20 protein-coding genes are annotated in these 20,939 nt (G+C 45.7%); 10 read left to right on the forward strand and 10 right to left on the reverse strand.

The window, feature by feature from the left end:
- Nucleotides 1-15 precede the first annotated feature (15 nt).
- Nucleotides 16-315 (reverse strand): DUF167 domain-containing protein, encoded by a 300-nt coding sequence (locus SPICA_RS05895; protein ID WP_013968612.1) that lies wholly within the window; start codon nt 313-315, stop codon nt 16-18.
- Nucleotides 308-856, reverse strand: a complete 549-nt coding sequence (locus SPICA_RS05900; RefSeq protein WP_013968613.1) for a hypothetical protein — start codon at nt 854-856, stop codon at nt 308-310. The genes SPICA_RS05895 and SPICA_RS05900 overlap by 8 nt, the downstream gene beginning before the upstream one ends.
- Before the next feature lie 63 nt (nt 857-919).
- On the opposite strand from SPICA_RS05900, the gene SPICA_RS05905 reads away from it, so the two are divergent.
- Together SPICA_RS05905 and SPICA_RS14780 are read left to right on the forward strand one after the other, a co-directional pair.
- Complete coding sequence (locus SPICA_RS05905) at nt 920-1,699, forward strand: DUF4037 domain-containing protein (RefSeq protein ID WP_013968614.1); 780 nt, start codon at nt 920-922, stop codon at nt 1,697-1,699.
- 12 nt (nt 1,700-1,711) lie between these two features.
- Nucleotides 1,712-3,637 (forward strand): hypothetical protein, encoded by a 1,926-nt coding sequence (locus SPICA_RS14780; protein ID WP_013968615.1) that lies wholly within the window; start codon nt 1,712-1,714, stop codon nt 3,635-3,637.
- Between the two features lie 95 nt (nt 3,638-3,732).
- On the opposite strand, the gene SPICA_RS05915 is transcribed toward SPICA_RS14780, so the two are convergent.
- A complete protein-coding gene (locus SPICA_RS05915) occupies nt 3,733-4,443 on the reverse strand; it encodes an MBL fold metallo-hydrolase (RefSeq protein WP_013968616.1) in 711 nt (236 codons plus the stop codon).
- Nucleotide 4,444: 1 nt separating this feature from the next.
- Nucleotides 4,445-5,032 carry a pentapeptide repeat-containing protein gene (locus SPICA_RS05920; protein ID WP_013968617.1) on the reverse strand — a complete coding sequence of 196 codons (588 nt, stop codon included), beginning with the start codon at nt 5,030-5,032 and terminating at the stop codon, nt 4,445-4,447.
- A 75-nt stretch (nt 5,033-5,107) separates the two neighbouring features.
- Between SPICA_RS05920 and SPICA_RS05925 the strand changes: the two genes are divergently transcribed.
- Genes SPICA_RS05925 through SPICA_RS05940 form a run of 4 tightly spaced genes read left to right on the forward strand, consistent with a single transcriptional unit; the run spans nt 5,108 to nt 9,730 of the window.
- Nucleotides 5,108-5,401, forward strand: a complete 294-nt coding sequence (locus SPICA_RS05925) for a hypothetical protein (RefSeq protein WP_041396163.1) — start codon at nt 5,108-5,110, stop codon at nt 5,399-5,401.
- Nucleotides 5,398-6,258: a glutamate racemase gene (gene murI / locus SPICA_RS05930; protein WP_013968619.1), complete on the forward strand. Its 861-nt coding sequence runs from the start codon at nt 5,398-5,400 to the stop codon at nt 6,256-6,258. The genes SPICA_RS05925 and murI overlap by 4 nt, the downstream gene beginning before the upstream one ends.
- Nucleotides 6,255-7,262, forward strand: coding sequence for a ribosome small subunit-dependent GTPase A (gene rsgA, locus SPICA_RS05935; protein WP_013968620.1), 1,008 nt, complete (start codon nt 6,255-6,257; stop codon nt 7,260-7,262). Before murI ends, rsgA begins: the two co-directional genes overlap by 4 nt.
- Before the next feature lie 2 nt (nt 7,263-7,264).
- On the forward strand, nt 7,265-9,730 hold the full coding sequence (locus SPICA_RS05940; protein ID WP_013968621.1) for an endonuclease MutS2: 2,466 nt from the start codon (nt 7,265-7,267) through the stop codon (nt 9,728-9,730).
- A gap of 57 nt (nt 9,731-9,787) precedes the next feature.
- Here SPICA_RS05940 and SPICA_RS05945 read toward each other — a convergent pair whose 3' ends face one another.
- Together SPICA_RS05945 and SPICA_RS05950 are read right to left on the reverse strand one after the other, a co-directional pair.
- Nucleotides 9,788-10,297, reverse strand: coding sequence for a TM2 domain-containing protein (locus SPICA_RS05945; RefSeq protein ID WP_013968622.1), 510 nt, complete (start codon nt 10,295-10,297; stop codon nt 9,788-9,790).
- A gap of 23 nt (nt 10,298-10,320) precedes the next feature.
- Entirely contained in the window at nt 10,321-11,763 is a 1,443-nt protein-coding gene (locus SPICA_RS05950; protein ID WP_013968623.1) for a DUF342 domain-containing protein, read from the reverse strand.
- A gap of 149 nt (nt 11,764-11,912) precedes the next feature.
- On the opposite strand from SPICA_RS05950, the gene SPICA_RS05955 reads away from it, so the two are divergent.
- From SPICA_RS05955 to SPICA_RS14785, 3 genes are all read left to right on the forward strand, one after another.
- A complete protein-coding gene (locus SPICA_RS05955) occupies nt 11,913-12,386 on the forward strand; it encodes an arginine repressor (protein ID WP_013968624.1) in 474 nt (157 codons plus the stop codon).
- A gap of 11 nt (nt 12,387-12,397) precedes the next feature.
- The gene (locus SPICA_RS05960; RefSeq protein WP_013968625.1) at nt 12,398-13,981 is read left to right on the forward strand and encodes a glucose-6-phosphate isomerase; all 1,584 of its coding nucleotides are present in this window, start codon (nt 12,398-12,400) and stop codon (nt 13,979-13,981) included.
- A 161-nt stretch (nt 13,982-14,142) separates the two neighbouring features.
- Nucleotides 14,143-15,981 carry a methyl-accepting chemotaxis protein gene (locus tag SPICA_RS14785; RefSeq protein ID WP_013968626.1) on the forward strand — a complete coding sequence of 613 codons (1,839 nt, stop codon included), beginning with the start codon at nt 14,143-14,145 and terminating at the stop codon, nt 15,979-15,981.
- 165 nt (nt 15,982-16,146) lie between these two features.
- Here the strand turns inward: SPICA_RS14785 and SPICA_RS05970 are convergent, their stop codons facing one another.
- Entirely contained in the window at nt 16,147-17,040 is an 894-nt protein-coding gene (locus SPICA_RS05970; RefSeq protein WP_013968627.1) for a M28 family peptidase, read from the reverse strand.
- Nucleotides 17,041-17,045: 5 nt separating this feature from the next.
- Between SPICA_RS05970 and hslO the strand changes: the two genes are divergently transcribed.
- Nucleotides 17,046-17,975 carry an Hsp33 family molecular chaperone HslO gene (hslO, locus tag SPICA_RS05975; RefSeq protein WP_013968628.1) on the forward strand — a complete coding sequence of 310 codons (930 nt, stop codon included), beginning with the start codon at nt 17,046-17,048 and terminating at the stop codon, nt 17,973-17,975.
- Here hslO and SPICA_RS05980 read toward each other — a convergent pair.
- From SPICA_RS05980 to SPICA_RS05990, 3 genes are read right to left on the reverse strand one after another with little or no spacing between them, the layout of a single operon-like run.
- Entirely contained in the window at nt 17,956-18,870 is a 915-nt protein-coding gene (locus SPICA_RS05980) for a hypothetical protein (RefSeq protein WP_013968629.1), read from the reverse strand. The genes hslO and SPICA_RS05980 overlap by 20 nt on opposite strands.
- Nucleotides 18,867-19,541: a metallophosphoesterase gene (locus SPICA_RS05985; RefSeq protein ID WP_013968630.1), complete on the reverse strand. Its 675-nt coding sequence runs from the start codon at nt 19,539-19,541 to the stop codon at nt 18,867-18,869. The genes SPICA_RS05980 and SPICA_RS05985 overlap by 4 nt, the downstream gene beginning before the upstream one ends.
- Nucleotides 19,538-20,923, reverse strand: a complete 1,386-nt coding sequence (locus SPICA_RS05990) for a tetratricopeptide repeat protein (RefSeq protein ID WP_013968631.1) — start codon at nt 20,921-20,923, stop codon at nt 19,538-19,540. The genes SPICA_RS05985 and SPICA_RS05990 overlap by 4 nt, the downstream gene beginning before the upstream one ends.
- Between the last annotated feature and the right edge of the window lie 16 nt (nt 20,924-20,939).

Here is a 20,939-nt window from a genome sequence, read left to right on the forward strand (position 1 = left end):
TTTATTACTATATTACTATTGATTCAATCCATCAATGCAAGTTTGCAGCGGTCCTAAGGCTTTGAGAGGTAACGCAAGGGTTTTAAGCCGGCTCTTGTCTCCCGAAACAAGTTTTATATGACTTTTTGAGCAGCCTGCCTTTTTAGCTAAAAAAGCAATGAGTTCTTCATTGGCCTTTCCGTTTTCCGGGGCAGCGGCTATAGTAATTCGAATTCTATTTTCTGCAAGTCCCTTAATTTCAGTTTTAGATGCCCCTGGTACAGCCTTAATATTAATAAGCGCCATATCATCGTTTATTCGATACCAATTATCCATGATGAGCCATCCAAATGGATTTTCCCAATTCCCAATGTAGTACTATTGATGAATAATTATTTTTCTTTTGCAAGGTAAAGGCAAGGTTTGCTACTGATCCCTGGCGAAAACGGAAGGGTTTGCTCTCATGATAGAGTTTTTGAGCAAGTGTTAGTGTCTGCTGATGAGCCCCAAGGGCGAGGATGAGAATAGGTGATGGTAGAACCGCATTGGTGGTGATCTGTGAAAGATTTAAGGAAAGTGGAAGTCCTAGGACTTTACCAACCTCTGGAATAGTAACAATAGCAGGGCTCATTCCATCAATATAACCTTGTTTCCCCTCTAAGAGACTCTGTTGACGGATAATCTGAGCAATAGTCTTCCGGGTTTCCTCTCCTACAGGCTTTTCTACTGAGGTGAGAAAAGCTACTGGTGGTAAAAGTCGGCTTTCACAGATTCCCTGTTGCCAGAGACGGCGCTGCAGTTCTAAGATTGACTTGAGACAATCTCGATGAGGGATGAGTACTAGCCAGCGGTGTATGTGATGGTTAGCTACAAACATATTTTCAAAACGGTATAAGCATGATACAGTTAATGCATACCCTTGTAAAGAAAGGAATGGAAGATGAAACATAAGACCAAGCTCCTTGTGGACAGACTGGTAGGAACAATCTCGAGCTGGCCTACTATAGAATGTATTTCTTTAAATGAAGCCGCGGCACCGGATACATTGGATCCCTATTTTGCCCTCATTCTTGATGTATATTTCCGAGACCGAATACCCAGTGCGGATGAACGGATTAAAACTTATGGTGCTGATGTCGTGGCCTTTGAGACTTCAAGCCAATCTAATAAGGACCGGTTTTTAATTGGAGATGTTCCGATTCGTATTGAATATAAGGATATCAAAAAAATTGATGAACTGGTAGCTATCGCGGACTCTCAGTTAGATCAGTTATGGCTTATAAAGGATAGTGGTACCTATGGTTTTTATCGGCTTGCCCATGGTGATATTCTCTATCAAAAGAGTACCTGGATTCAGGATGTACGGAGTCGCTTAAAACATCTTAAAGATAATTTCTGGATTCAGATGCGGGAAGCTCATCAATCTAAGATGGAGCACTTTTTGAGTGATCTGGGGGCAGCGGTCATACAGGGGGATAATTTCCATTATCTCATTTCTTCAGCGGGTTTTATTAAAAATGCCTGTGAGGTGCTTTTTTGTATTAATCACCGTTTTGAACCCTCTCATCGCGGCTTTTATGAACAGGTCGTTCAGCTTCCCCTATTACCTAATGAGTTTATTGGCCGTTTCGAAAGTTTTTTAGCCAATGATCAGGAGATGACGGCGGAACGAAAATATGCCCTAGCTCAGCTTATTGCTCGCAGTATTATCACCCTATAGAGTATTATTCACATGGTTAAAGGACTTACTAAGTTTTTTCTATTCCTCTTTGCAACACTGATTGTTATTCTTTCTGGCTGTGCAGTAGAGACAGAAACGGCAAATATACCATTTATTGACCAGGCCGGAAAAACATATGTACTAAACACAACAAAAAAGGGCAAACAGGGTCTTTTCCGAGAAGGCAGCCGGTTTCTTTATAAGCTTGATAACCCACTTAACTCAGGAACCGACCAAGCCCTTTTGGTAACCTACAGGGTTTATTTTGATGTAACAGGGACCACAAGCTCCACTATTGTTTTTAAAGGGGCACCAACGTCCGAAACAATAGATTCTGGAACAGAAAACGACAGAACCCTGCTTGTATCCTTGCTCAGGGATTCAAAAAAAAGTGAAGAAGGTCTTGTTTGGTGGCAATTACCCCTTTCGCCTGCTTTTTTAGGTTTTACATTGCGGGAATCTTCTGCATTACCAGAATCTCCGAGAATTACAAAAACGCGTACTAACCATAAGATTCTGTATAGGATGCGCTATTCGATTCCCCTGAGTCGGCAGTCTATTTCTGGAATCTTGATAGACTATAAAAAAACTACAGGCAATTCGGGCTCTCCAGTGGTTATACAACTTGAGGAACTTCGTTTAGAACCACTCTGGTTTGGTTTTTCACTGCAAGAGGGTACCTTAGCTTGCACACCCTTTGTGAGCTATAAGTCTGAAAGTTATTCCATCAATATCCCTGAGGAGTATGGGGGAACCGGTCCCTGGCAGCTCGATCTTTTGGCTGATGCACCCCTTGGTTCGCCGGTTATGCTGCATCTTGGTACTCCCGGGAAGGGTGGTATGGGCATCCTTTCATCTACCATTCATCCGCTGGTAGCAGGTTCTCTACCAGCGCTGCCATTCCCGGTCAGCCTCATCGCAAATAACCCCTACCGAGCATTTATTATAAGACCCTACAACATTCCACCCTTCCCGGGGGATCCTGACCACAAGGTTCAGACGGCCCAGGTGGCCCCGACAACCCCTGCTAATTCGGCAATCCAGGTAGTCACGGCGAACCTTAGCTCGACAGGGCCCATCCCGGCTGACCCGGCAAGTATTCTTGAGTACCGGCAGGAGCTCTGGAGGAAGCCGGATTATGAAGTGTTCCAGTGGGACCGATTCCCCCGTATCCTTATCTTTGATACCCGGTCCTATGAAGTACAGGACCGTCTTTTTAAACGGCTTGCTTTTTATGTAGAAAAGGCCGGGTTTCGGGGAAGGCTTTCGTCGGATGAAGAAATTGCATCCCTACATGGCTGGAATGCCCACGATTATTGCAGTAAGGATTTAGCTGCGTTTTTTACAGCCGCAGAAAAGACCAAATTTGCTCTCAATAAGGAAGAGCTCCAACTGCGGAATATACTGCTTGCCCATGGTATTATAAAGGCTGGCATTGAAGAAGGAAAACAGATTTTTGTTCCCGGTGAGGGGGCAATTATCTCAATATCACGGGAATCTGAAGCATATCTGCGCAGGCTTTTTATGGTTCATGAAGCTTTTCATGGCCTCTTTTTTATCGATGCTGATTTTCAAAATTTTGCGCTAGACCGCTGGAACCATCTGAATCCTGTAGCCAGGAAGTTCCTTGTAGCTTATTTTAAAAATCGAGGCTATGACACAGCCGATTCCTATCTCATGAAAAATGAACTTATGGCGTATTGCCTTCAGCAAAGTGTGGCGGGGGCAGCTCTCTATTTCGGGAAAACCTTGCCGGAACGACTTTCAGCGTTTTCCAATCACCGTTCGAGTCTTCCAGAAAAGGATGAAAAGTCCGGAACCTGGCCGGCCCTGGCTGCTCTCTTCACTGAGGAAGCCCGGGCATTTTCTGATTATGTAACCAAACGGTGGGGCCTTGAGGCAGGACGGGTATGGGATATACGAAAGAATCCCCTCTAGCTTTATAATCTAGCTTTATAAAAAAAATACTGTGAATCCTGCTTGGCTTTAAAAACTCCTGAGCATCCTTATAAAGCCGGCTTGTGTATCCTCTCCTACAGGAATTCCTTAATAAATGCCAACCCCTTATTTGTTACGCTTTGTCTTTTTTCAAAGCCTGTATTAAAACGACGTTCTGCTTCAAGGGTGGAAGGCGGTCCATGGCCTGGTAAAACCACATAGTTCCCTGGTAAGGATAAAATTTTGCTTCTTAATGAACTTATTTCAAGGGCTTCGCCATAGGAACTGTTGGTACTTCCGATGAGCCCTGAGGTAAGGGCATCCCCGGTAAAAAGAAGATGGGCAATCCTGAAAACTGCAGAATCCGCAGAATGTCCTGGAACAGAAAAGACCTCTACGGTAAAGGGGCCGATTTTAATAACATCTCCATCTTTTATTAGAACCGTTTTATGTTCCGCAATTTCATGATTCAGAGCATAAATGGGTACATCGTATATCTTTTTTAAAGTACGCAGTCCATGAACATGATTAAGGTGATCATGGGTAATTACAATACCCCGCAGGGCATATTCATTACGCTCAATAAATTCAATGATTTTTTCATCTATACAACCAGGATCAATTATAATTGCCTCTTTAAGTTCGAAGGCTTGTGACGATTGTGATACAGAATGCTTGGAGTTTGTTGAAGGGAGTGATACGAGATCCAGGTTGAAAGAATTTGTAGCTTGATTATTATTTCCTTCAGTACCAAGAATATAGCAGTTGGTGAAGCCATACAGACAATAGTGAAAATATACTTTCATGCTATTGCTCCAATTCAAACACCGCTTCTGCAGTATTTGAGGACTTGAACGAAACCTGTTCCTGTTTACTTGCAATAAAAAAGGTTTTCTTAATATTACAATCAATAAAGTCGGATGCACTAATTTTTGTGTTGATAAAACGGCTGTTATATAAATTTGAGTCATTAAAAGTTGAATCGGTGATATGGGCTCCGGTAAAATTTACATGGACCAGTTCGGAGCCTTCGAAGGTACAATCCTGAAAGGTACTCCCCGCAAAGGATGTAAATTGAAAGTCGGTTTTTGAAAAATCACACTCGGTGAATTGTGAAAAATCGAAAAAGTTCATTCTAAAAAATGACTTAGTAAATACGCAGAGCGTAAAGGTACAGCCGGTAAAATTACAGCCGAAATATCGGCGGTGAGAAAAATCAATGCTGGTAAAATGGAGTCCGCTGCATACCAGATCCTTTACACTATGTTGACTTTGAATATAGTGAATCAGTCGGCCCGCTTCAAGGTCTGCATTGGCACTGTGTTGAGCGCAGGTTTTTGCACCGGATAGGCTTGGTTTTCCACAGCCTGCTGCGCAGGGATACAAGGTGAACATGGGATAATCATAGGATGTAGCTCGCTCTGATGCAAGGCCCTTGCGCCATTATCTATGGAAAGGTATTATAAATGTATGTGTTGGTATTGCGGAAGCCCTATTCTGGAAACTGAACCTCTCGGACGTTCTCTTCAGTGTAAGGATTGTGGTAAGGATCTGCGTTGCTGCAAAAATTGCAGGTTTTATGTGGTTGGAGCCCGTTCTGACTGTGCAGAACCTAATGCGGAAGTCCCTTCCGATAAAGAACGGGGTAACTTTTGCGACTGGTTCCAGGTGAATCCAAAGCTGAAAGTAAAAACAGAAGGAGAAAAGGCACAAGGTTCTGCTAAGGAGCAGGCAAAGTCTGCCTTTGACGCTTTATTTTCATGAAACAGACGCCTGTAATTTTTCTCGATTCAGGAGTAGGGGGCTTGCCCTACTGTAATCATTTTGCAAAGTTAGCTCCGCAGGTCCCACGGGTTTATATAGCTGATAGAAAAAATTTTCCCTATGGCCCCCGGTCGCGGGAGGATCTTGGATCCCTTTTACAAAAGCTTCTTAAAAAAGCCCTTGATCGATGGCCTGCACAGGTGGTTGTAATAGCCTGTAATACAGCAACTATAGCTGCCATCGATAGACTCAGGGCTTCCTTCCCTGAAATTTCTTTTGTGGGTACCGTTCCGGCGGTTAAGCCCGCAGTGCTTGCAAGCAAAACCCGTCGGATTGGTGTTATCGCCACTGAACGGACTGTTAAAGAACCTTATATATATGATCTGGCGCAACGTTTTAATTCTGAGATTAATGTTGTAGGGCTTCCTGCACCGGAATTGGTGGATTTTGTCGAGCATGAATGGTATGCAGCAAACAGGGAAACCAGGTTAGAAAAAGTTGCTCCCTATATAGAATATTTTAGAAAAGCGGGAGTTGATGGGATAGTACTAGGCTGTACCCACTTTCTCTTTCTTCTGGAAGATTTCAAAGCCCTCTCTGAACCGGAGATTTCAATTTACCATTCTTTGGAGGGTGTGGGGCGCCGTGTGGTTCAGCTTCTTGAAAACCGGGGGATCTTGGTACAGGAGAGAACAAGACAGGAGCCTTTAGATGGCTCCTTGTCAGAACAGTCCAGTTGCCAGTATCGTGAGGGAGCTTCTCAAAGCCTGCTTGTGGTAACCGGTTCTGGAGAAATTTCCGAAAGCTGGCGTAATTTCAGTTCAACCTCTGGGCTCGCAGTCGAGGTATTGGAATGACAGCACTTGTTATCCGTGGTTCTAATAATATATTTTTTGTTCGCCCGATCAAGTTGGGTGCCATCAATGAGAAGCTACAGGCTGGCGTAGAACTTCATCAACATGCTCAACCTGAGGTGCGCTTTCGTTTTACCGGTGAAGAAGAACTGGAATGTCGCATCAAAGGTAAGGTGCTCAAGGGGGTCGAGGGATATTACAATCCCCTTGCACCCGGAGATATCGTTTATATTGAGCTTGATCCCCACCATCCGGGTAGAGCCCTGATTACGGAATTAGTCGAACGGACAACCGCCTTTACCCGATTTAATCAGAAAGGTATGGCCCCACAACTACTTGCTTCCAATGTGGATCTCCTTCTCTGTGTAACTACCCCTGCAGCTCCTCCCTTTCGCCCACGTTTCCTCGATCGGGTTCTGGTGCAAGCTGAGCAAGCCCAAATTCCGGCGATCATCATCTTTAACAAATGGGATTTACAGAAAGATGATTATGATGTGAATGAACGGCTCGAAGATTACCGTCGCATCGGGTATCGGGTTCTCCCTGTATCTGCAAAAACGGGAGAGGGTCTTGAAGAACTGCGGGCCCTTCTCACCCGCAGGTTATCGGTCATGGTAGGCCAGTCCGGTGTGGGCAAATCGAGCCTCATAAACCAGCTTGCGCCCCATGCCGCGCTCAAAGTAGGCGCTCTCTGTGAAAAATATGAACGGGGTAGTCATACCACCACCATGTCCCGTCTGATACAACTGGAAGGTTCTGCTGAATCAGGGTATATTATCGATACTCCAGGGGTCCGCCGGCTTATGCCCTATGGGGTAGGTCCAGAGAACGTAGCCCTATATTTCAGAGAGTTTGCACCCCTCATTGGTCAATGTACCTATGGATTATCCTGTTCCCATCGCATTGAACCGGGATGCAAAATAATGGAAGCCGTTGCTGCAGGGGTCATTCATGAGGACCGCTATGAAAGTTTCCTGCGGCTCAAGGATGAATTAGAAGCGTTATAGTGATGAATGAACGAAGCCTGCGTTTACTAGAGTTTGATGAAATTCGCAGCCGGGTCGCATCCCGCGCTTTAAGCGATGAAGCGGCCCAGCACATTCTCTCCGACTTCCCACAGCTTAATACCCTTGAAGTGAAAACCCTCAAGGGCCTTGTAGTCGAACTACATGATACGTATAGCCGGCCTGTAGAAGAACCCCGGGAATATCTGCCTACCATTGGTCCTGTAGTCGAAAAGCTAAAGGTCGAAGGCACTTCCCTCGATATGGATGAAGCCTACGCCCTTGGACTCTTTATACAGCGAAGCCGGCATCTTATTCAATGGCTTAAGGGGTCAAAATCCAATCGTGCAGCTCAATCTGAAATGTCCGAAAGTCCGCTTCAGAGCCTCCTTACGGCATTACCGGATTGTACCCCTGTAGAAACAGAAATCTTTTCTATACTCGACAGGGATGGAAATCTTAGAGATTTGCCTGAACTGCGGGAAATTCGAAGCAGATTACAATCCCTGCATAAGGAACTGGATGTCATTACCAGCCGTTACACCACCAACGAAGAAAGTCGTAAAATGCTACAATCTGAGGTCCCCTCCCAGCGGGATGGACGGATTGTACTGGCAGTTAAGGCAAATTTTAAGGGTCGGATTAAGGGGATTGTCCATGAGGTTTCCAGTACGGGGCAGACTATTTTTATTGAACCCGAAGATATCATCGAGAAGAACAATGAAATTGTTGTTCAGGAACAGCGGCTCGCTGCTGAGGTTGCCCGTATTCTACGGGAACTGACGAGCCGTATAGCGGTACATCGGGAATCGTTAGTAGCATTTCATACCCAGATTATCTATTTAGAAACCCTTCGGGCCCGTTCTCGTTATAGCTGGGAATCTCGCGGAACCTTTGCAATCGATATAACCGGTGAACATCAGGGCCCCTTACAGATTATTCAGGGGCGACATCCTCTTTTAGGGAGCAAGGCAGTTCCCATTGATCTTTCCATGGACAGTGAAACTCGAACGGTTATTATTACGGGGCCAAACACAGGTGGTAAAACCGTAACTCTTAAGACCGTCGGGCTCTTTATATTGATGAACCAATTTGGTCTTGCAGTCCCTGCCGCTGAAGGGACATCATTACCCCTGGTGGATGGAGTTTATGCGGATATTGGCGATGAACAGTCTATAAGCCAATCCTTGTCTACCTTTTCCAGTCACATGACTAATATTGCTTCAATAATTGCTGCAGCTACTTCCCATAGCCTGGTGCTGCTCGATGAATTAGGTTCAGGAACTGATCCGGAAGAGGGAAGTGCTATTGCTATGGCGTTGCTAGATCATTTTATTGAAACCGGGGCTCGTGTCCTTGTTACAACCCATCACAGCATTCTAAAAAATTATGGGTATACGAAGCCTAACGTCCAGAATGCCTCGGTCGATTTTGATAGCAGGACCTTATCCCCCACCTACCACATCATCATGGGGATCCCCGGTGAAAGCAGGGCTCTGGAAATCGCATCGCGAAATGGACTTCCACAGTCTATACTTGATCGGGCCCGGAGTTATCTTGATGAAGAGCGGACCGATGTGTCAGCCCTCATCATTGGACTTAAGGAAAAACATCGGGAACTGGATAGGGCTGTCCGGGACAAGGAACAGGAAGAGCGGCGTCTCAGGGAAGAACGACGGAAAGCAGATCTCCGTGAATTGCGGCTCAGGCAAAAAGAATTAGAACTGAAACAGCAGGGCATGGGAGAATTGAGAACGCTCCTCCTGGAAAGCCGGAAAAAACTGGAAAATTTAGTTCGAGAGATTCGGGAAGGAGAGCTTACCCGGGAGAAAACCCTGGCGGTCAAGGATTTCATTTCCAGTCTGGAATCGGCAGTGAAGGATGTTGGTTCAACCCTCGAAGCTGAAGCCCTGCAGATCCGGGAAACTGGTGCCCGGCTTGCATCTGAAGTTGAGAGCGAAGAGTATGTGCGAGACCATAACAAGGGAGTTCTGAAAACAAGGCCAGTAAAGGCTCTCGAATTCCTTCCCGGTGCGGAGGTTCTCTATGGTCCGGCAAAACGACGGGGTAAGCTGGTCCGTCAGGCTAAAAAAGGATATTGGATAGTAGAACTAGGTGCAATTAAAATGACCTTACCGGAGACAGAACTCCAGCTCCTGAGTTCACAGAAAAAAACAGAACCTCAAGTGTTTACACAGGTTGATCTCGCCCAAACCGCAGCACCGGCCCTTGCATTAAATGTGAGGGGGTACCGGCTGGAAGATGCTCTGGAAGCCTTACGTAAGCAAATTGATGGGGCCGCCCTTTCTGGTCTCTATGAGTTCTCGGTTATTCATGGTAAAGGGGATGGTATATTACAACGGGGGGTTCATGAATATCTAAAACAACATCCCCTTGTGGCCGACTATTATTTTGCCCGTCCTGAAGAAGGCGGGTTCGGAAAAACCCTTGTTTTCCTGAAACGTTCCTGATCGAACAGATACACCGCAGGGCGGGGCAGGGCACTCCTGCACTATGCTGAAGGTATGTTAAAAATCCTCAAGGGGCGCATCGGAATCCATAAACTCTGGAAAGGTATACACAAGGGTGCCTGTTTTTCGGACCCTGAGCTCTGCATACCCCTGGTCCACCAGTTTTTCCAGGGCCTTTTTGGCTTCATCAATAGAAATGCTACCCTCCAGGGCAAGTTCGCTGGCGGTAACTACACCCTTGTTTTGTTTTGCAAGCCGCAAAATCGTTCGTTCAATGGAATCCTTGGAAACATAATTGGTTTGGGCGTCCTCTGCATAACGCCAGTTCAAATTTTGTTGTGTGTAGCGGGGGCCATGTATAGAATTTTGTAATTCAACCCGTAAATTAGCCTCCGCAACCTGGCGGGGCAGTGTAAAGAAATCATATACAGCGCCAAACATGCCTAATCCGCCAGTACACATCCACAGAATGCCTGTTGGAATTTTACCCAGATAAAAGCGATGAAATCCCAGGGCTCCAAAACCGGATATAAACCAGAGCATGTATGCAATAAAAAGATTGTACACCGGTGCCTCCCGTTACAAACATATCATTTTATTGCATCCCAGACAAGTTTTCCCTGAGCCTTATCCAAATGGATCTGTACTTTTCGGATGGGCTTATCGATAAAGAGGGCTACGTGGCAAATTTCGATGAGGGTTCCTTTCGCAATTTCACCTAGGCAGCTGACCGATGCATTTTCATCAGCGTTCAATTTTGGTAGCAGATCAGTGAGCTTATTCGAAATAAGGAGCATCTGTGCATCAATCTGTTTTTTGAAGTCTTCGAGTTTTTGTTTTTTCCCAGCTTCCAGTGAAGCATCTTGCAGTAATTTTTGCAGCTTTTCCCTTTTTTGACTTAAAACCCTGAATTGTTCATTAAGTTTGTCCAGTTCCTGTTGAACCGTAAAATCTACCCCGCAATGAATCCGGGTTGTTTTTCCTGTTTCTGAACCGATACTGGCTGCCTTTAAACCATGGATGGTAAAAATCTCTCCGCCGATGATTCTTCCCTTGTCCCCAAGGTCCAAAGCATCCAACGTATAGATGGTGGAATTCACAATAGCACTGCTCACCTGAATAGGCCCGCGGGAAGCAAGCCGACAGTTCTGGATGAACTTTGCCTTGACCATCCCTCCAACCTTAATCGTATTTTGTCCTCTTCCGATGATGCCTCCTGCAACAATTAAATCTTTTTTAGCAATCACATCGGTAGCATCAAAGGTTTGCTTGGCTATGATAGAGGCTCCTGAATACACTTTAAAGCCATCGGCTACATTCCCATCTAGAATGACGTCTCCGGGAAATATGATGTGTCCCGTACCATAGCCTACTGAGCCTTTAACCTCAAGAATTTCATCAACAATCAATTCATGGTCGTTTATAACAAGCCTGCCGTCACAGGCTGCTAGAATAGCATCCTCGGTTTTTATGGTGTTTTTTCCCGCTGTGTAGGTTTCATGCCGTTGAATTGGTGCTGGAATTATCACTCCCTGGATGGTTTTCCCTTCTATACCGGTGATTCGTTCCTTCCGGTGGGCTAATTGCTGATTCTTTTTAACAACAATATAGGATGCGATGCTCCGGTAGTCGATTCTCTGGGCGTCCTTATCGATTGTTTTTGCTGCTGACTGCAAAGTATCTTCCAATTCATAATATTCGGGAATTTCAGCGGTAGGATTGTCACCCTTTGCAATGAGGACGTCCTTAATCACTTTATGGTTCAGATTGCACTCTAGGGCTGCTTCCTGTATAGCGTTCCAATCTACCCCATAGGAAATTTGCAGGGTATCAAGCATAGAAGCGATGTAGTCAGGTGTTAACGGTTTGCCATCTCCAATGGGCGGATAAAAATCGGCCCGGGCACTCAACTTAGCTTCATCGATGGTAATGATGATTTTCCCATCATGTTCATGCTGGCCCGTGATCGTGGTCTTCTCAGGTCCCACTTGAGGTTTTTCTTCTCTTTTGCTAGTATCCTCTTCCCGTTCCATGGATATTATTATTACATCTTTCGGCAGGAATGCGAACTTTTGTTACACAAATTCATGTACTATCGAAAAGGGCTTGCACATTTACCCGCAACAATGTATCTTTATACATAGAATTAGTATAATTATTCGGTAACGAAGCGGAGAAATCGGTGAAAGAACGACTGGCCCGTCTGAAAGCAATTCGTAAATTGATAAAAACCTATCGAATAGAATCACAGGAAATCCTCCTCGGTCATCTTCAGAAAGAAGGTTTCATGGTTACCCAGGCTACCCTGTCCAGGGATTTAAAACTTCTCAAGGTTGGAAAAATTTCTGATGGACATAATGGCTATGTGTACACCCTGCCCGGTGAAGATGACCGGCAGGAGCATGAACGTACCTATGTACATGATTTTCTTCGGGGCTATGTGTCTATCGATTGGTCAGGAAATATGGTGGTTATTCGAACCTATAGCGGGCACTCTGACTCTGTTGCCCTGGCGGTGGACAATCTTGCTCTGGATGATGTGCTGGGAACCATTGCAGGCCGGGATAATACGGTCTTTGTCTGCCTTCGTGAGGGTATAACCGGTGAAGATTTTATGGCTCAGATGAGAGAAAAAATACCTGAACTAGAAGATTAAGAGGAGTTTGTATGGTACAGTTTACTAATCTTGATGCAACAGAAGCGTATAAAAAACTGCTCGCTTTGGCGCCCCACGGGAAGTCCTTTAATTTTAAGCAGGAACTACAGGCTGAACGGGTTAAGGCCTATCAGGTCCCCATGGCTGGGGGGCTCACCTATTCCTATGCCGCAAAAGCGGTGGATGAATCGATTTTGAAGGTTCTTCAGGAACTTGCGGATGAACAGGAACTGGTTGCAAAATACAAGCTCCTCCTCGATGGGGAAGTGATGAACACCGGTGAAAAGCGAAAAGTGCTTCACCACCTTGTTCGGGGTCAGCTTGGCCAAAAGGTACTGCATGAAGGCAAGGATCTGGGTGCTTTTTATGCCCAGGAGTTACAGCGTTTCTGTGCCTTTGCTGAAAAGGTTCATCAAGGTCACTACCGTGGTACGAAGGGGACAGCCTTTGATACGGTCGTGCAGATTGGTATCGGCGGATCCGATCTTGGTCCCCGGGCTCTGTATCTTGCCTTAGAAAATTGGGCAGATAGGCAGGGCAAACGGAACATGAAGGCCGCCTTTATTTCCAACGTGGATCCCGATGATGGTTCCCAGGTGCTTTCTGGTTTAAATCTGGAAAGCACCCTCTTTGTACTGGTCTCTAAAAGCGGTATTACCCAGGAAACCCTGGCAAATGAACTCTTTGTCAAGGCAAAATTGCGTGCTGCGGGCCTGGATCCTGCCAAGCATATGGTAGCTGTCACCAGTGAAACCAGTCCCTTAGCTCATAACAGCGAGTACCTTGATTCATTTTATATTGATGACTTTATCGGAGGCCGGTATTCCTCCACCTCTGCTGTAGGGGGCGTCATTCTTTCGCTGGCCTTTGGTCCTGAGACCTTTAAGGCGATCCTTTCCGGTGCCCATGAGGCAGATACAACCGCCCTTGAAAGGGATATTCGCAAAAATCCTGCTCTCCTCGATGCCCTGATTGGTGTTTGGGAACGAAACATGCTGGATTATCCTTCGACTGCAATTTTACCCTACAGCCAGGCCCTATCTCGTTTCCCTGCCCATCTTCAGCAGCTGGATATGGAATCGAACGGTAAAAGGGTAAATCGTTTCGGAGAAGTGCTCAATTATGCTACGGGACCGGTGGTATTCGGCGAACCCGGTACCAATGGCCAGCATTCGTTCTATCAGCTCCTGCACCAGGGTACCGATATAGTTCCCCTGCAGTTTATTGGTTTTGCAGAGAGCCAGCGGAAGGACGATGTAGAGGTTGATGGCTCTACGAGCCAGAACAAGCTCAAAGCAAACCTCATTGCCCAAATTGTAGCCTTTGCCAAGGGTAAGGACGATCAGAATAAAAACAAGGAATTCCCTGGCGGCAGGCCCTCAAGTCTTATCTATGGGAAGACCCTCACACCTGAGGCTTTGGGAGCCCTCTTGGCTCATTTTGAGAATAAGGTTATGTTCCAGGGTTTTATCTGGAATCTGAATAGTTTTGATCAGGAAGGTGTTCAGCTTGGCAAGGTGCTTACCAAGCAGGTTCTGGCAAAGAACTCTGGGGACAGTGCCCTTGAGGCCTATGCAGCATTGCTTTCAATTTAAAGCATTTATACCGTATTTTTTTGAGGGCTGTTTAAGTTAAAACACTGCTCTCAATAGCCGACCTATGATGGTTGCTAAGCTGTCCAGGGATTCAATCTGGACAGTTTTTTTTTGCATAATCCTATTGGTGGAACTATACTTTTACTTAATGAGAGGTTCCTATGAAGAATGATCGCCGAGTGAGTATTGCTGTTAGACTGATCGGGCTTATTTCATTACTATTGGTCGTCGCAATCTTAGCAATTTCGACCCTGGTGTATGTGCTCTTTAAGAATAACCTTGACAAGGAATTGCAGGACAAGTCGCTACTTACCATCAGACTTATCGAACAGGAAATTAACACATGGATGGAAGGAAAACGGGCACTTCTGTATAACCTGGAGCCTGTATTTGCCTATGGGAATCTGAATGAGGCTACTTCGATTTCTGTGCTGAAGGCTTTAAAAAAGGCGGATCCGGATCTTTCATCAATCTTTTTAATGGATATGGTACCTTATAAGAATGGAGGCTTTGTTTATGAGGCGACGGGCTGGAAACCTCCGGCGGATTATGATCAACTCTCGAGGCCCTGGTTCCAGCAGGCCCTAGCCGCAACAGGTGTAACATTTACCGAGCCCTATCTGGACCTTATTACGGGGAAACTGGTTGTAACCGCTGCATTAAAAATAAAATATCCTAATGACAGAGATTTAGGTGTTCTTGGTCTTGATATGGTTATTGATCAGGTTTCTACCATAATTGGTTCAAAAAAAGTTTCCGATCATGGAAAAAGCTATTTAGTGAACAAGGATGGGGTCTTTATTACCCACGAAAAGAGCGAGGAGGTATTAAAGAGCAACCTGTTTGATGCGACTGGACTTGCTTCATTCAAACAAAATGTCCTATCAAAAGACGAATGGTATGGTTTAAATACGAAGACTGGTACCTATCTTACGTCCTGTATTGTTCCGGGGACTACCTGGCGGATTGTCAGTTTCGGCCCCCTTTCGGACATTTATTATATATTAACCCGATTCTCCCTCCTCCTGGTTCTCGTAAGCGTACTGGGTTTAATAATTTCATTTATTCTTACCCTCCTTATTGCCCGGTCTTTTACCCGGCCCATTCTTAAGGCTGCCGACTATGCCTCCGAAATTGCTCAGGGGCATTTGTTTATCACTGTCGATGAAGCATCTCTGCGGAGGGGCGACGAGATAGGAGATCTGGCCCGGTCCATGGAAACCATGAAGGACAATTTGGTCCGTATCATCGGCGGTATCAGGGAATCGACGAAACAGGTTGCTTCAGGAAGTGGAGAAATCAGTAATACGGCACAGGAATTGAGCCAAGGGGCAACTGAGCAGGCTTCGAGTGCCGAGGAAATTTCTTCTTCCATGGAACAGATGAATTCAACGGTGCGTCAGAATGCGGATAACTCTATGCAGACCGAAGCAATTGCTCAGCGCACTGCTCAGGATGCCCAGAATGGTGGTGAGGCGGTACAGCGGACCGTACAGGCCATGAAACAGATTGCGGAAAAAATCGGGATTATCGAAGAAATCGCCCGGCAGACCAACTTGCTTGCTTTAAATGCAGCCATAGAAGCAGCCCGGGCGGGTGAATCAGGGAAGGGTTTTGCCGTTGTTGCCGGTGAAGTTCGAAAGCTTGCAGAACGGAGCCAGCAGGCTGCTGCAGAAATCAGTGCTCTGTCGCAAAAAAGTGTGGCTACCGCCGATGAAGCTGGAGTAGTCATCAGCCGGATTGTTCCGGATATCCGGAAGACCGCCGAACTGGTTCAGGAAATCAGCGCTTCCAGCCGGGAACAGAACAGCGGTATTGAACAGATTAATAAGGCCATACTACAGCTGGACCAGGTTATTCAGCATAATGCAGCAGCATCGGAAGAGCTTGCTTCCATGGCAGAAGAGTTATCAGCCCAATCCAGACAGCTCGAAGAGGAGATATCCTTCTTTATTACCGAAGCGGCAGCGGCTGAAAAGGCTCTGGTGGTAAAAAAATAAAACAGAGCGATTCTCTCTTGGCCGAAAGCTGGGCCGTTTCGTCGAAGCGGTGTGGGCGGGAATAGGAATAGGACTGTCGCATTAACAGGCAGCCGAACAGAGCCGTTATGTTGGCGGGAAACTACCAGAAGGGCCCCTAGGTTGGGATGAGAACGAGAAGAAACCTTAGAGGGATGAAGCTCCGCAAAGGGCGCAGGCAAGAGCTGGAATAAGGTCAAAACCTTCCCTGGTAAGGGTTTCCCGTGTATCCTCAGGGGAGTTCATGAGCTGCCAAGTCTTAATAAGGGGTTGTACAGTGGTTCCGCTTCGATGCTGTAAAAGTAGCTGTGCTTCATCTTCAGGTAAAATGGTTATGGTCTGGGCTGTAAGTCCTGCGGTCAGAAAACCTAGATCATCGGAAAAGGGTGTCGGTGCAAGCAGTACTTTTCTCATGTTGAGTGAACGGGCAATAGTAAGGGCTTGGGTCCTCAGTTTTCTGGTTTGGGTAATTCGGTCAGCTAGTGCATTCGATTCAGTATGTTTTGCAAGCATTTCCAGGGCGGTTGAAAATATGAGGGTATCCCCCCTCCCACAGGCATCGAAAATATAACAGTGAGCTTTATTTAGGCCGATTGATATAAAGCCCTGGGCCAAATAGAAGGAACCCTGGGACGTTATTGATGAACCTCTTGCTCGTTCTTCCTTGTCAGTAAACAGAATATACCAGTTGGGAATATGTGCCTGGTATAATAATTTGGCTGCCAAAATAAGTTGAAGTACCGCTGCAGCATTATCGTTAGCACCTGGGCTGCCAGGTACACAATCGTAATGGGCGATGAGAACTTTGGGGATTCCTCCCTTATTCGTTGTATGGTGAGCACTAAGAAGTATATGGCGGGTATGGGCCAATGTTATCGATTGGGGCGCGAATTCAGATGCTGCAAGGAAGTTCCACAGGATGGTATATCGATCTGCATAGGGTTCAGTGAAACGATGAAAAAATTGCTGTTCTGTTTCATTCATTACAGACTGTATCGGAAGATATCCTTCTTGACTGAACAGAATGGAAAGGGTATCCATAGGGCATGATTATTGCACCAATAACCGATCCTGTTGCACAGGAACATCTCGCCAATATCAGTCCCGATGGCATTACCCGATTTACCATGCTGCAGGGCACCATTAAGGGTGCCATCCTGTCGGGCACCAGGCTTGTGTCCCAAGCGAGGGCAAATCATCAACTGGGAATTATTGAAAGCCTCGCCCTGGGGCAAGCCCTCGTAAGTGCGGGTTTGCTTTCAACAACTATTAAGGAAGGAACGAGACTGGGTATTCAGATACATTGTACCGGTCCTCTTAAGGGCCTTTCCGTGGATACTACCTGGAATGGAAATGTTAGAGGCTATGTGTTTAATGATTCAGTTCTCATTGATAAGCCCCTGGAAAGCTTTGATCTCCAACCTTTTATTGGGAGCGGCACCTTAAGTGTCATCAGGAAGGATGAACGGGGTGAACCCTATACAGGGCATATACAGCTGGTCCATGGCAGAATCGCAGAGGATCTTACCGAATATTTTCTCCGCTCAGAGCAAACCAAAACAGCCCTTGCTGTAAGTGTCCGTTTCGATAAGGAAGGCCGGGTGTCCGGGGCAGGGGGGCTTTTCTTTCAGGCAATGCCAGGGGCTCAGGATCTGGATATGGAAGATACGGAAGATCGGATCCGGGAAATGCCATCCTTGGGAACCTGGTTCGCTTCAGGGAAAAGCCGTCATGGGCTTCTCGATGAGTGGTTTCGGGCTTTTGAAATTGATCATGTCCATGACAGTCCAGTTCAATTCTATTGTACCTGTTCTCGGGAACGTTTTTTACAATTCCTCCGCTCAATGGGCAAAGCTGAGCTGGAACATATGTTAGAAACCGGTCCCTGGCCTATGGAAATTCACTGTCACCATTGTGGCAGCCGCTATCACTTCCCCAGAGAAGAAATCGAATTGCTCATCGGAAGAAACGCTTAAAGGCAATGTGGATATAATCCCACAGGGTAAGTCGTTTTTTGCCATATTTTGTTGCAAAATCCTTTGCTGCCTCTGACATGGAATAGTGTACTCCATATTTCTTTTTCAGAAAATCCCAATGTTTCACAATCCAAACATATAGATCGCTGGGTGTTCTGCCAGGAAAACGAGCATCCAGATCTTCTTCCTGGATGATATCAATGATTGGTTTGTACACATTGTTGTACCAGGAAACGAGGGCATCGGCAAAGGAAATTTCACTGGTGGCATGTTCATTAAGGTAATATTTGTGTACCAGAATATGATTGTAAATGACATCGTAACGACCGGGGTCGGAAAAATCCAAATCATTACAACCGGTAAGTTCATAGAAACGAGTCTTTTCATAAAAGAGTTTCTTTTCATAATCAATGACCGCCTGTTTAAGCTGTTCTGTGGTCATGGCAGGATCGATTTTTATTTCGCTGGAGAGACTAATTACCTCCGCATCTATGGACCCGCTGCCCTGGGATCGTGCAACAGAAACACGATGGTTGCCATCCCTTACAAAATACACGCCCCCGATTTCATAGAGTTGTATGGGTGGGAGAATAATGTCCTTAAGTCGTGCCATGTCTACCCGTTCCCAACGCTGACGTAAATGTTCTGATCGGGGTAAGAAATATTTGTTGAAATCCCGATATCTGCCTTCACTGCCTACGATGAGTTCCAGAGGAACTACCTGCATGCCCTTATAGGTTTCATTTCGGGGTTTGAGAATTTCTTTAACGTCGTTAAACGAAAGCAGTTTATCCTTATCGGGATTCATGAAATTTTGAATTCGAGAAAGTATAGCCTTGCCACGGGCACGGGAAAAATCCTCCGATGCTTGAATGCTATGGATGTCTTCGCTCATGGGTTTGCTCCTGTTTCAATGACATAATGGCTGTATGCATTTATTACCTGAGTATCATGATAAATTGTAGTACGCACATCCTGCAGGTCATAGAGATGAATATGACCGTGTATCAGGTAACGGGGTTTAAACATACGCATAAACCAAAGAAAGGCCTTAAAGCCTCGATGACAGGGGTCTTCCTTGTCATGGATCCCGAGGGGTGGTGCATGGGTTAAGAGTATATCCAAAAAACGACCATGAAAAAGTCTATTAAATAAAAGTCGCGGTATGAGCTTACATATTTCATAATTCATTTGTTTATTGGTAAACTGATTAGGCCCATTATTATAGCGCAGAGACCCGCCCAATCCCATAATAATAAGGTTACCTTCCTTATGAACTTTCGATCCTACATGTATGGCCCCTGAGGTTAGGGCATCCCGCTCTTCCTGGGGAGAGTGAATCCGAAAGCGATCTTCAAAGGATGGTCTATAATAGGGTAGTTCCTTCAGGTTGTGGTTACCAAATACGAAGAGAACTGGTTTATTCAGGGTGGTGACAATAAACTCAAGATAATCTAGAGGCAGATCTCCCGCACTCAGTACCAGATCTATGTCGGAAAATCTATCCTTTATGGTGTTGCTGTAGATGAGTGGATCTATTTGGTCGGAAACACAGAGAATTTTCATGATCCTTTCGCATTTCCATAGATATCGGTTTTATTTAATAGATCCTGTAGCTGATCCTTGTTAAAGAGTTCGACAGGACGTGAATCGGCAAACTCCTGGGCTGATCGGGTAAAACCAGAACTGGTTACGATGACTGCCCGGGTCATATTGAGTTTTTTCATCTGTTCCATGAGGATTCGTACTGCATTATCATCAATCAGCTCAGGTTTCCGATAAAACCGGATAAGACGGGGAAGTTTTCTTACATTACGCCATTTTGCAGCATCACCTTCAACTGCGATGATGTCACAGCCATGTTGAAATTCGGTGACATCCCGAACCTGTAAGGACATTCCTTGGGATACCAGGGCTTTGCATATCTCCATAAACTCGTTTTGTCCCGAAGTAAGGTAATCCTTCATCTTATCATCGGTGCGGAATTCCTGGTATTGTGATAATTTTTCTGCCACGTCTCTGAAATTTGGCTTTTTTGTGTAAATTTTTTCCCACTGTTCAATCGCACGGTCTAATTCCCGGTTTTTTTCGTAACACATTGCAAGGAAATACCGGGCATAGAGGGTTTCCTGGCTCGATTCATCGGTGGCAGCTTTTATTGCGCGCTCAAGTTCAGGAATAGCCTTGTCAATGGCATTCATGCTCATATAACAGCCGCCCCGTTCTACCAGGGCCTTTACCTTAAGATCCGTATCCCGCTGGGCTTTTTCAAAGGATAGCAGGGCGGCCACATAATCATGGGCTTCTTTTTGGAGTTTGCCGAGAATGTAGTACGCCTGTGGGTTATCACCCTGCAGTTTCAAAGCCGCTTCCAGTTCTGCCTTTGCCTCGACCGGCCGTTTTTCACGGTATAAAAGGAGCCCTAGTTCATAGTGGGCCTTGCTATGCCGTGGGTCCAGCTCAACCGCTTTCCTGAGGTAATTCATTGCCATATCGGAACGGTTTCGTTCGGCAAACAATTTGCCTGCCCAATAGTAATGATCAGCCTGATAGGCTTCCATTTTAATAAGCAGGATATATTCCTTGAGAGCCTCTTCGATCTGGTTAAATTTAACGAAAAGCTGGGCTATCTGCTGTCGAAATTCATTTTCAGGGATATGGGGGCCAAAAACACCAATCTGGTTCACTGCCTTAAATTCCATCAGGGCAAGTTCGCTTTTATTATCTGCTAAATAGGCTTTACCTAACATATAATGGGCGTCTGCATTACGCGGATCCTGGTTAATGAGACTACGGGCTGCCCGGATTGCAGTTTGCACTTTTCCCTGCTTAATGAGATTGTGGATAGACTCTATCCGTTTTGGGATAAATATAGATTTAAAGAGAAAATAAGATAGAAATCCGATGCCTGTACCGAAAATGATGATGCCAATAACCACTATGGTCATGACGCGTACCGCCTCT

The organism is Gracilinema caldarium DSM 7334, assembly GCF_000219725.1.
GTDB classification, from domain to species: Bacteria; Spirochaetota; Spirochaetia; order Treponematales; family Breznakiellaceae; genus Gracilinema; species Gracilinema caldarium.

Bases quoted from the DNA above. Each gene is read 5' to 3' on its own strand.
- SPICA_RS05895 (WP_013968612.1), bottom strand. From the start codon at position 315: ATGGATAATTGGTATCGAATAAACGATGATATGGCGCTTATTAATATT.
- SPICA_RS05900 (WP_013968613.1), bottom strand. From the start codon at position 856: ATGTTTGTAGCTAACCATCACATACACCGCTGGCTAGTACTCATCCCT.
- SPICA_RS05905 (WP_013968614.1), top strand. From the start codon at position 920: ATGAAACATAAGACCAAGCTCCTTGTGGACAGACTGGTAGGAACAATC.
- SPICA_RS14780 (WP_013968615.1), top strand. From the start codon at position 1,712: ATGGTTAAAGGACTTACTAAGTTTTTTCTATTCCTCTTTGCAACACTG.
- SPICA_RS05915 (WP_013968616.1), bottom strand. From the start codon at position 4,443: ATGAAAGTATATTTTCACTATTGTCTGTATGGCTTCACCAACTGCTAT.
- SPICA_RS05920 (WP_013968617.1), bottom strand. From the start codon at position 5,032: ATGTTCACCTTGTATCCCTGCGCAGCAGGCTGTGGAAAACCAAGCCTA.
- SPICA_RS05925 (WP_041396163.1), top strand. From the start codon at position 5,108: ATGTGTTGGTATTGCGGAAGCCCTATTCTGGAAACTGAACCTCTCGGA.
- murI (WP_013968619.1), top strand. From the start codon at position 5,398: ATGAAACAGACGCCTGTAATTTTTCTCGATTCAGGAGTAGGGGGCTTG.
- rsgA (WP_013968620.1), top strand. From the start codon at position 6,255: ATGACAGCACTTGTTATCCGTGGTTCTAATAATATATTTTTTGTTCGC.
- SPICA_RS05940 (WP_013968621.1), top strand. From the start codon at position 7,265: ATGAATGAACGAAGCCTGCGTTTACTAGAGTTTGATGAAATTCGCAGC.
- SPICA_RS05950 (WP_013968623.1), bottom strand. From the start codon at position 11,763: ATGGAACGGGAAGAGGATACTAGCAAAAGAGAAGAAAAACCTCAAGTG.
- SPICA_RS05960 (WP_013968625.1), top strand. From the start codon at position 12,398: ATGGTACAGTTTACTAATCTTGATGCAACAGAAGCGTATAAAAAACTG.
- SPICA_RS14785 (WP_013968626.1), top strand. From the start codon at position 14,143: ATGAAGAATGATCGCCGAGTGAGTATTGCTGTTAGACTGATCGGGCTT.
- SPICA_RS05970 (WP_013968627.1), bottom strand. From the start codon at position 17,040: ATGGATACCCTTTCCATTCTGTTCAGTCAAGAAGGATATCTTCCGATA.
- hslO (WP_013968628.1), top strand. From the start codon at position 17,046: ATGATTATTGCACCAATAACCGATCCTGTTGCACAGGAACATCTCGCC.
- SPICA_RS05980 (WP_013968629.1), bottom strand. From the start codon at position 18,870: ATGAGCGAAGACATCCATAGCATTCAAGCATCGGAGGATTTTTCCCGT.
- SPICA_RS05985 (WP_013968630.1), bottom strand. From the start codon at position 19,541: ATGAAAATTCTCTGTGTTTCCGACCAAATAGATCCACTCATCTACAGC.
- SPICA_RS05990 (WP_013968631.1), bottom strand. From the start codon at position 20,923: ATGACCATAGTGGTTATTGGCATCATCATTTTCGGTACAGGCATCGGA.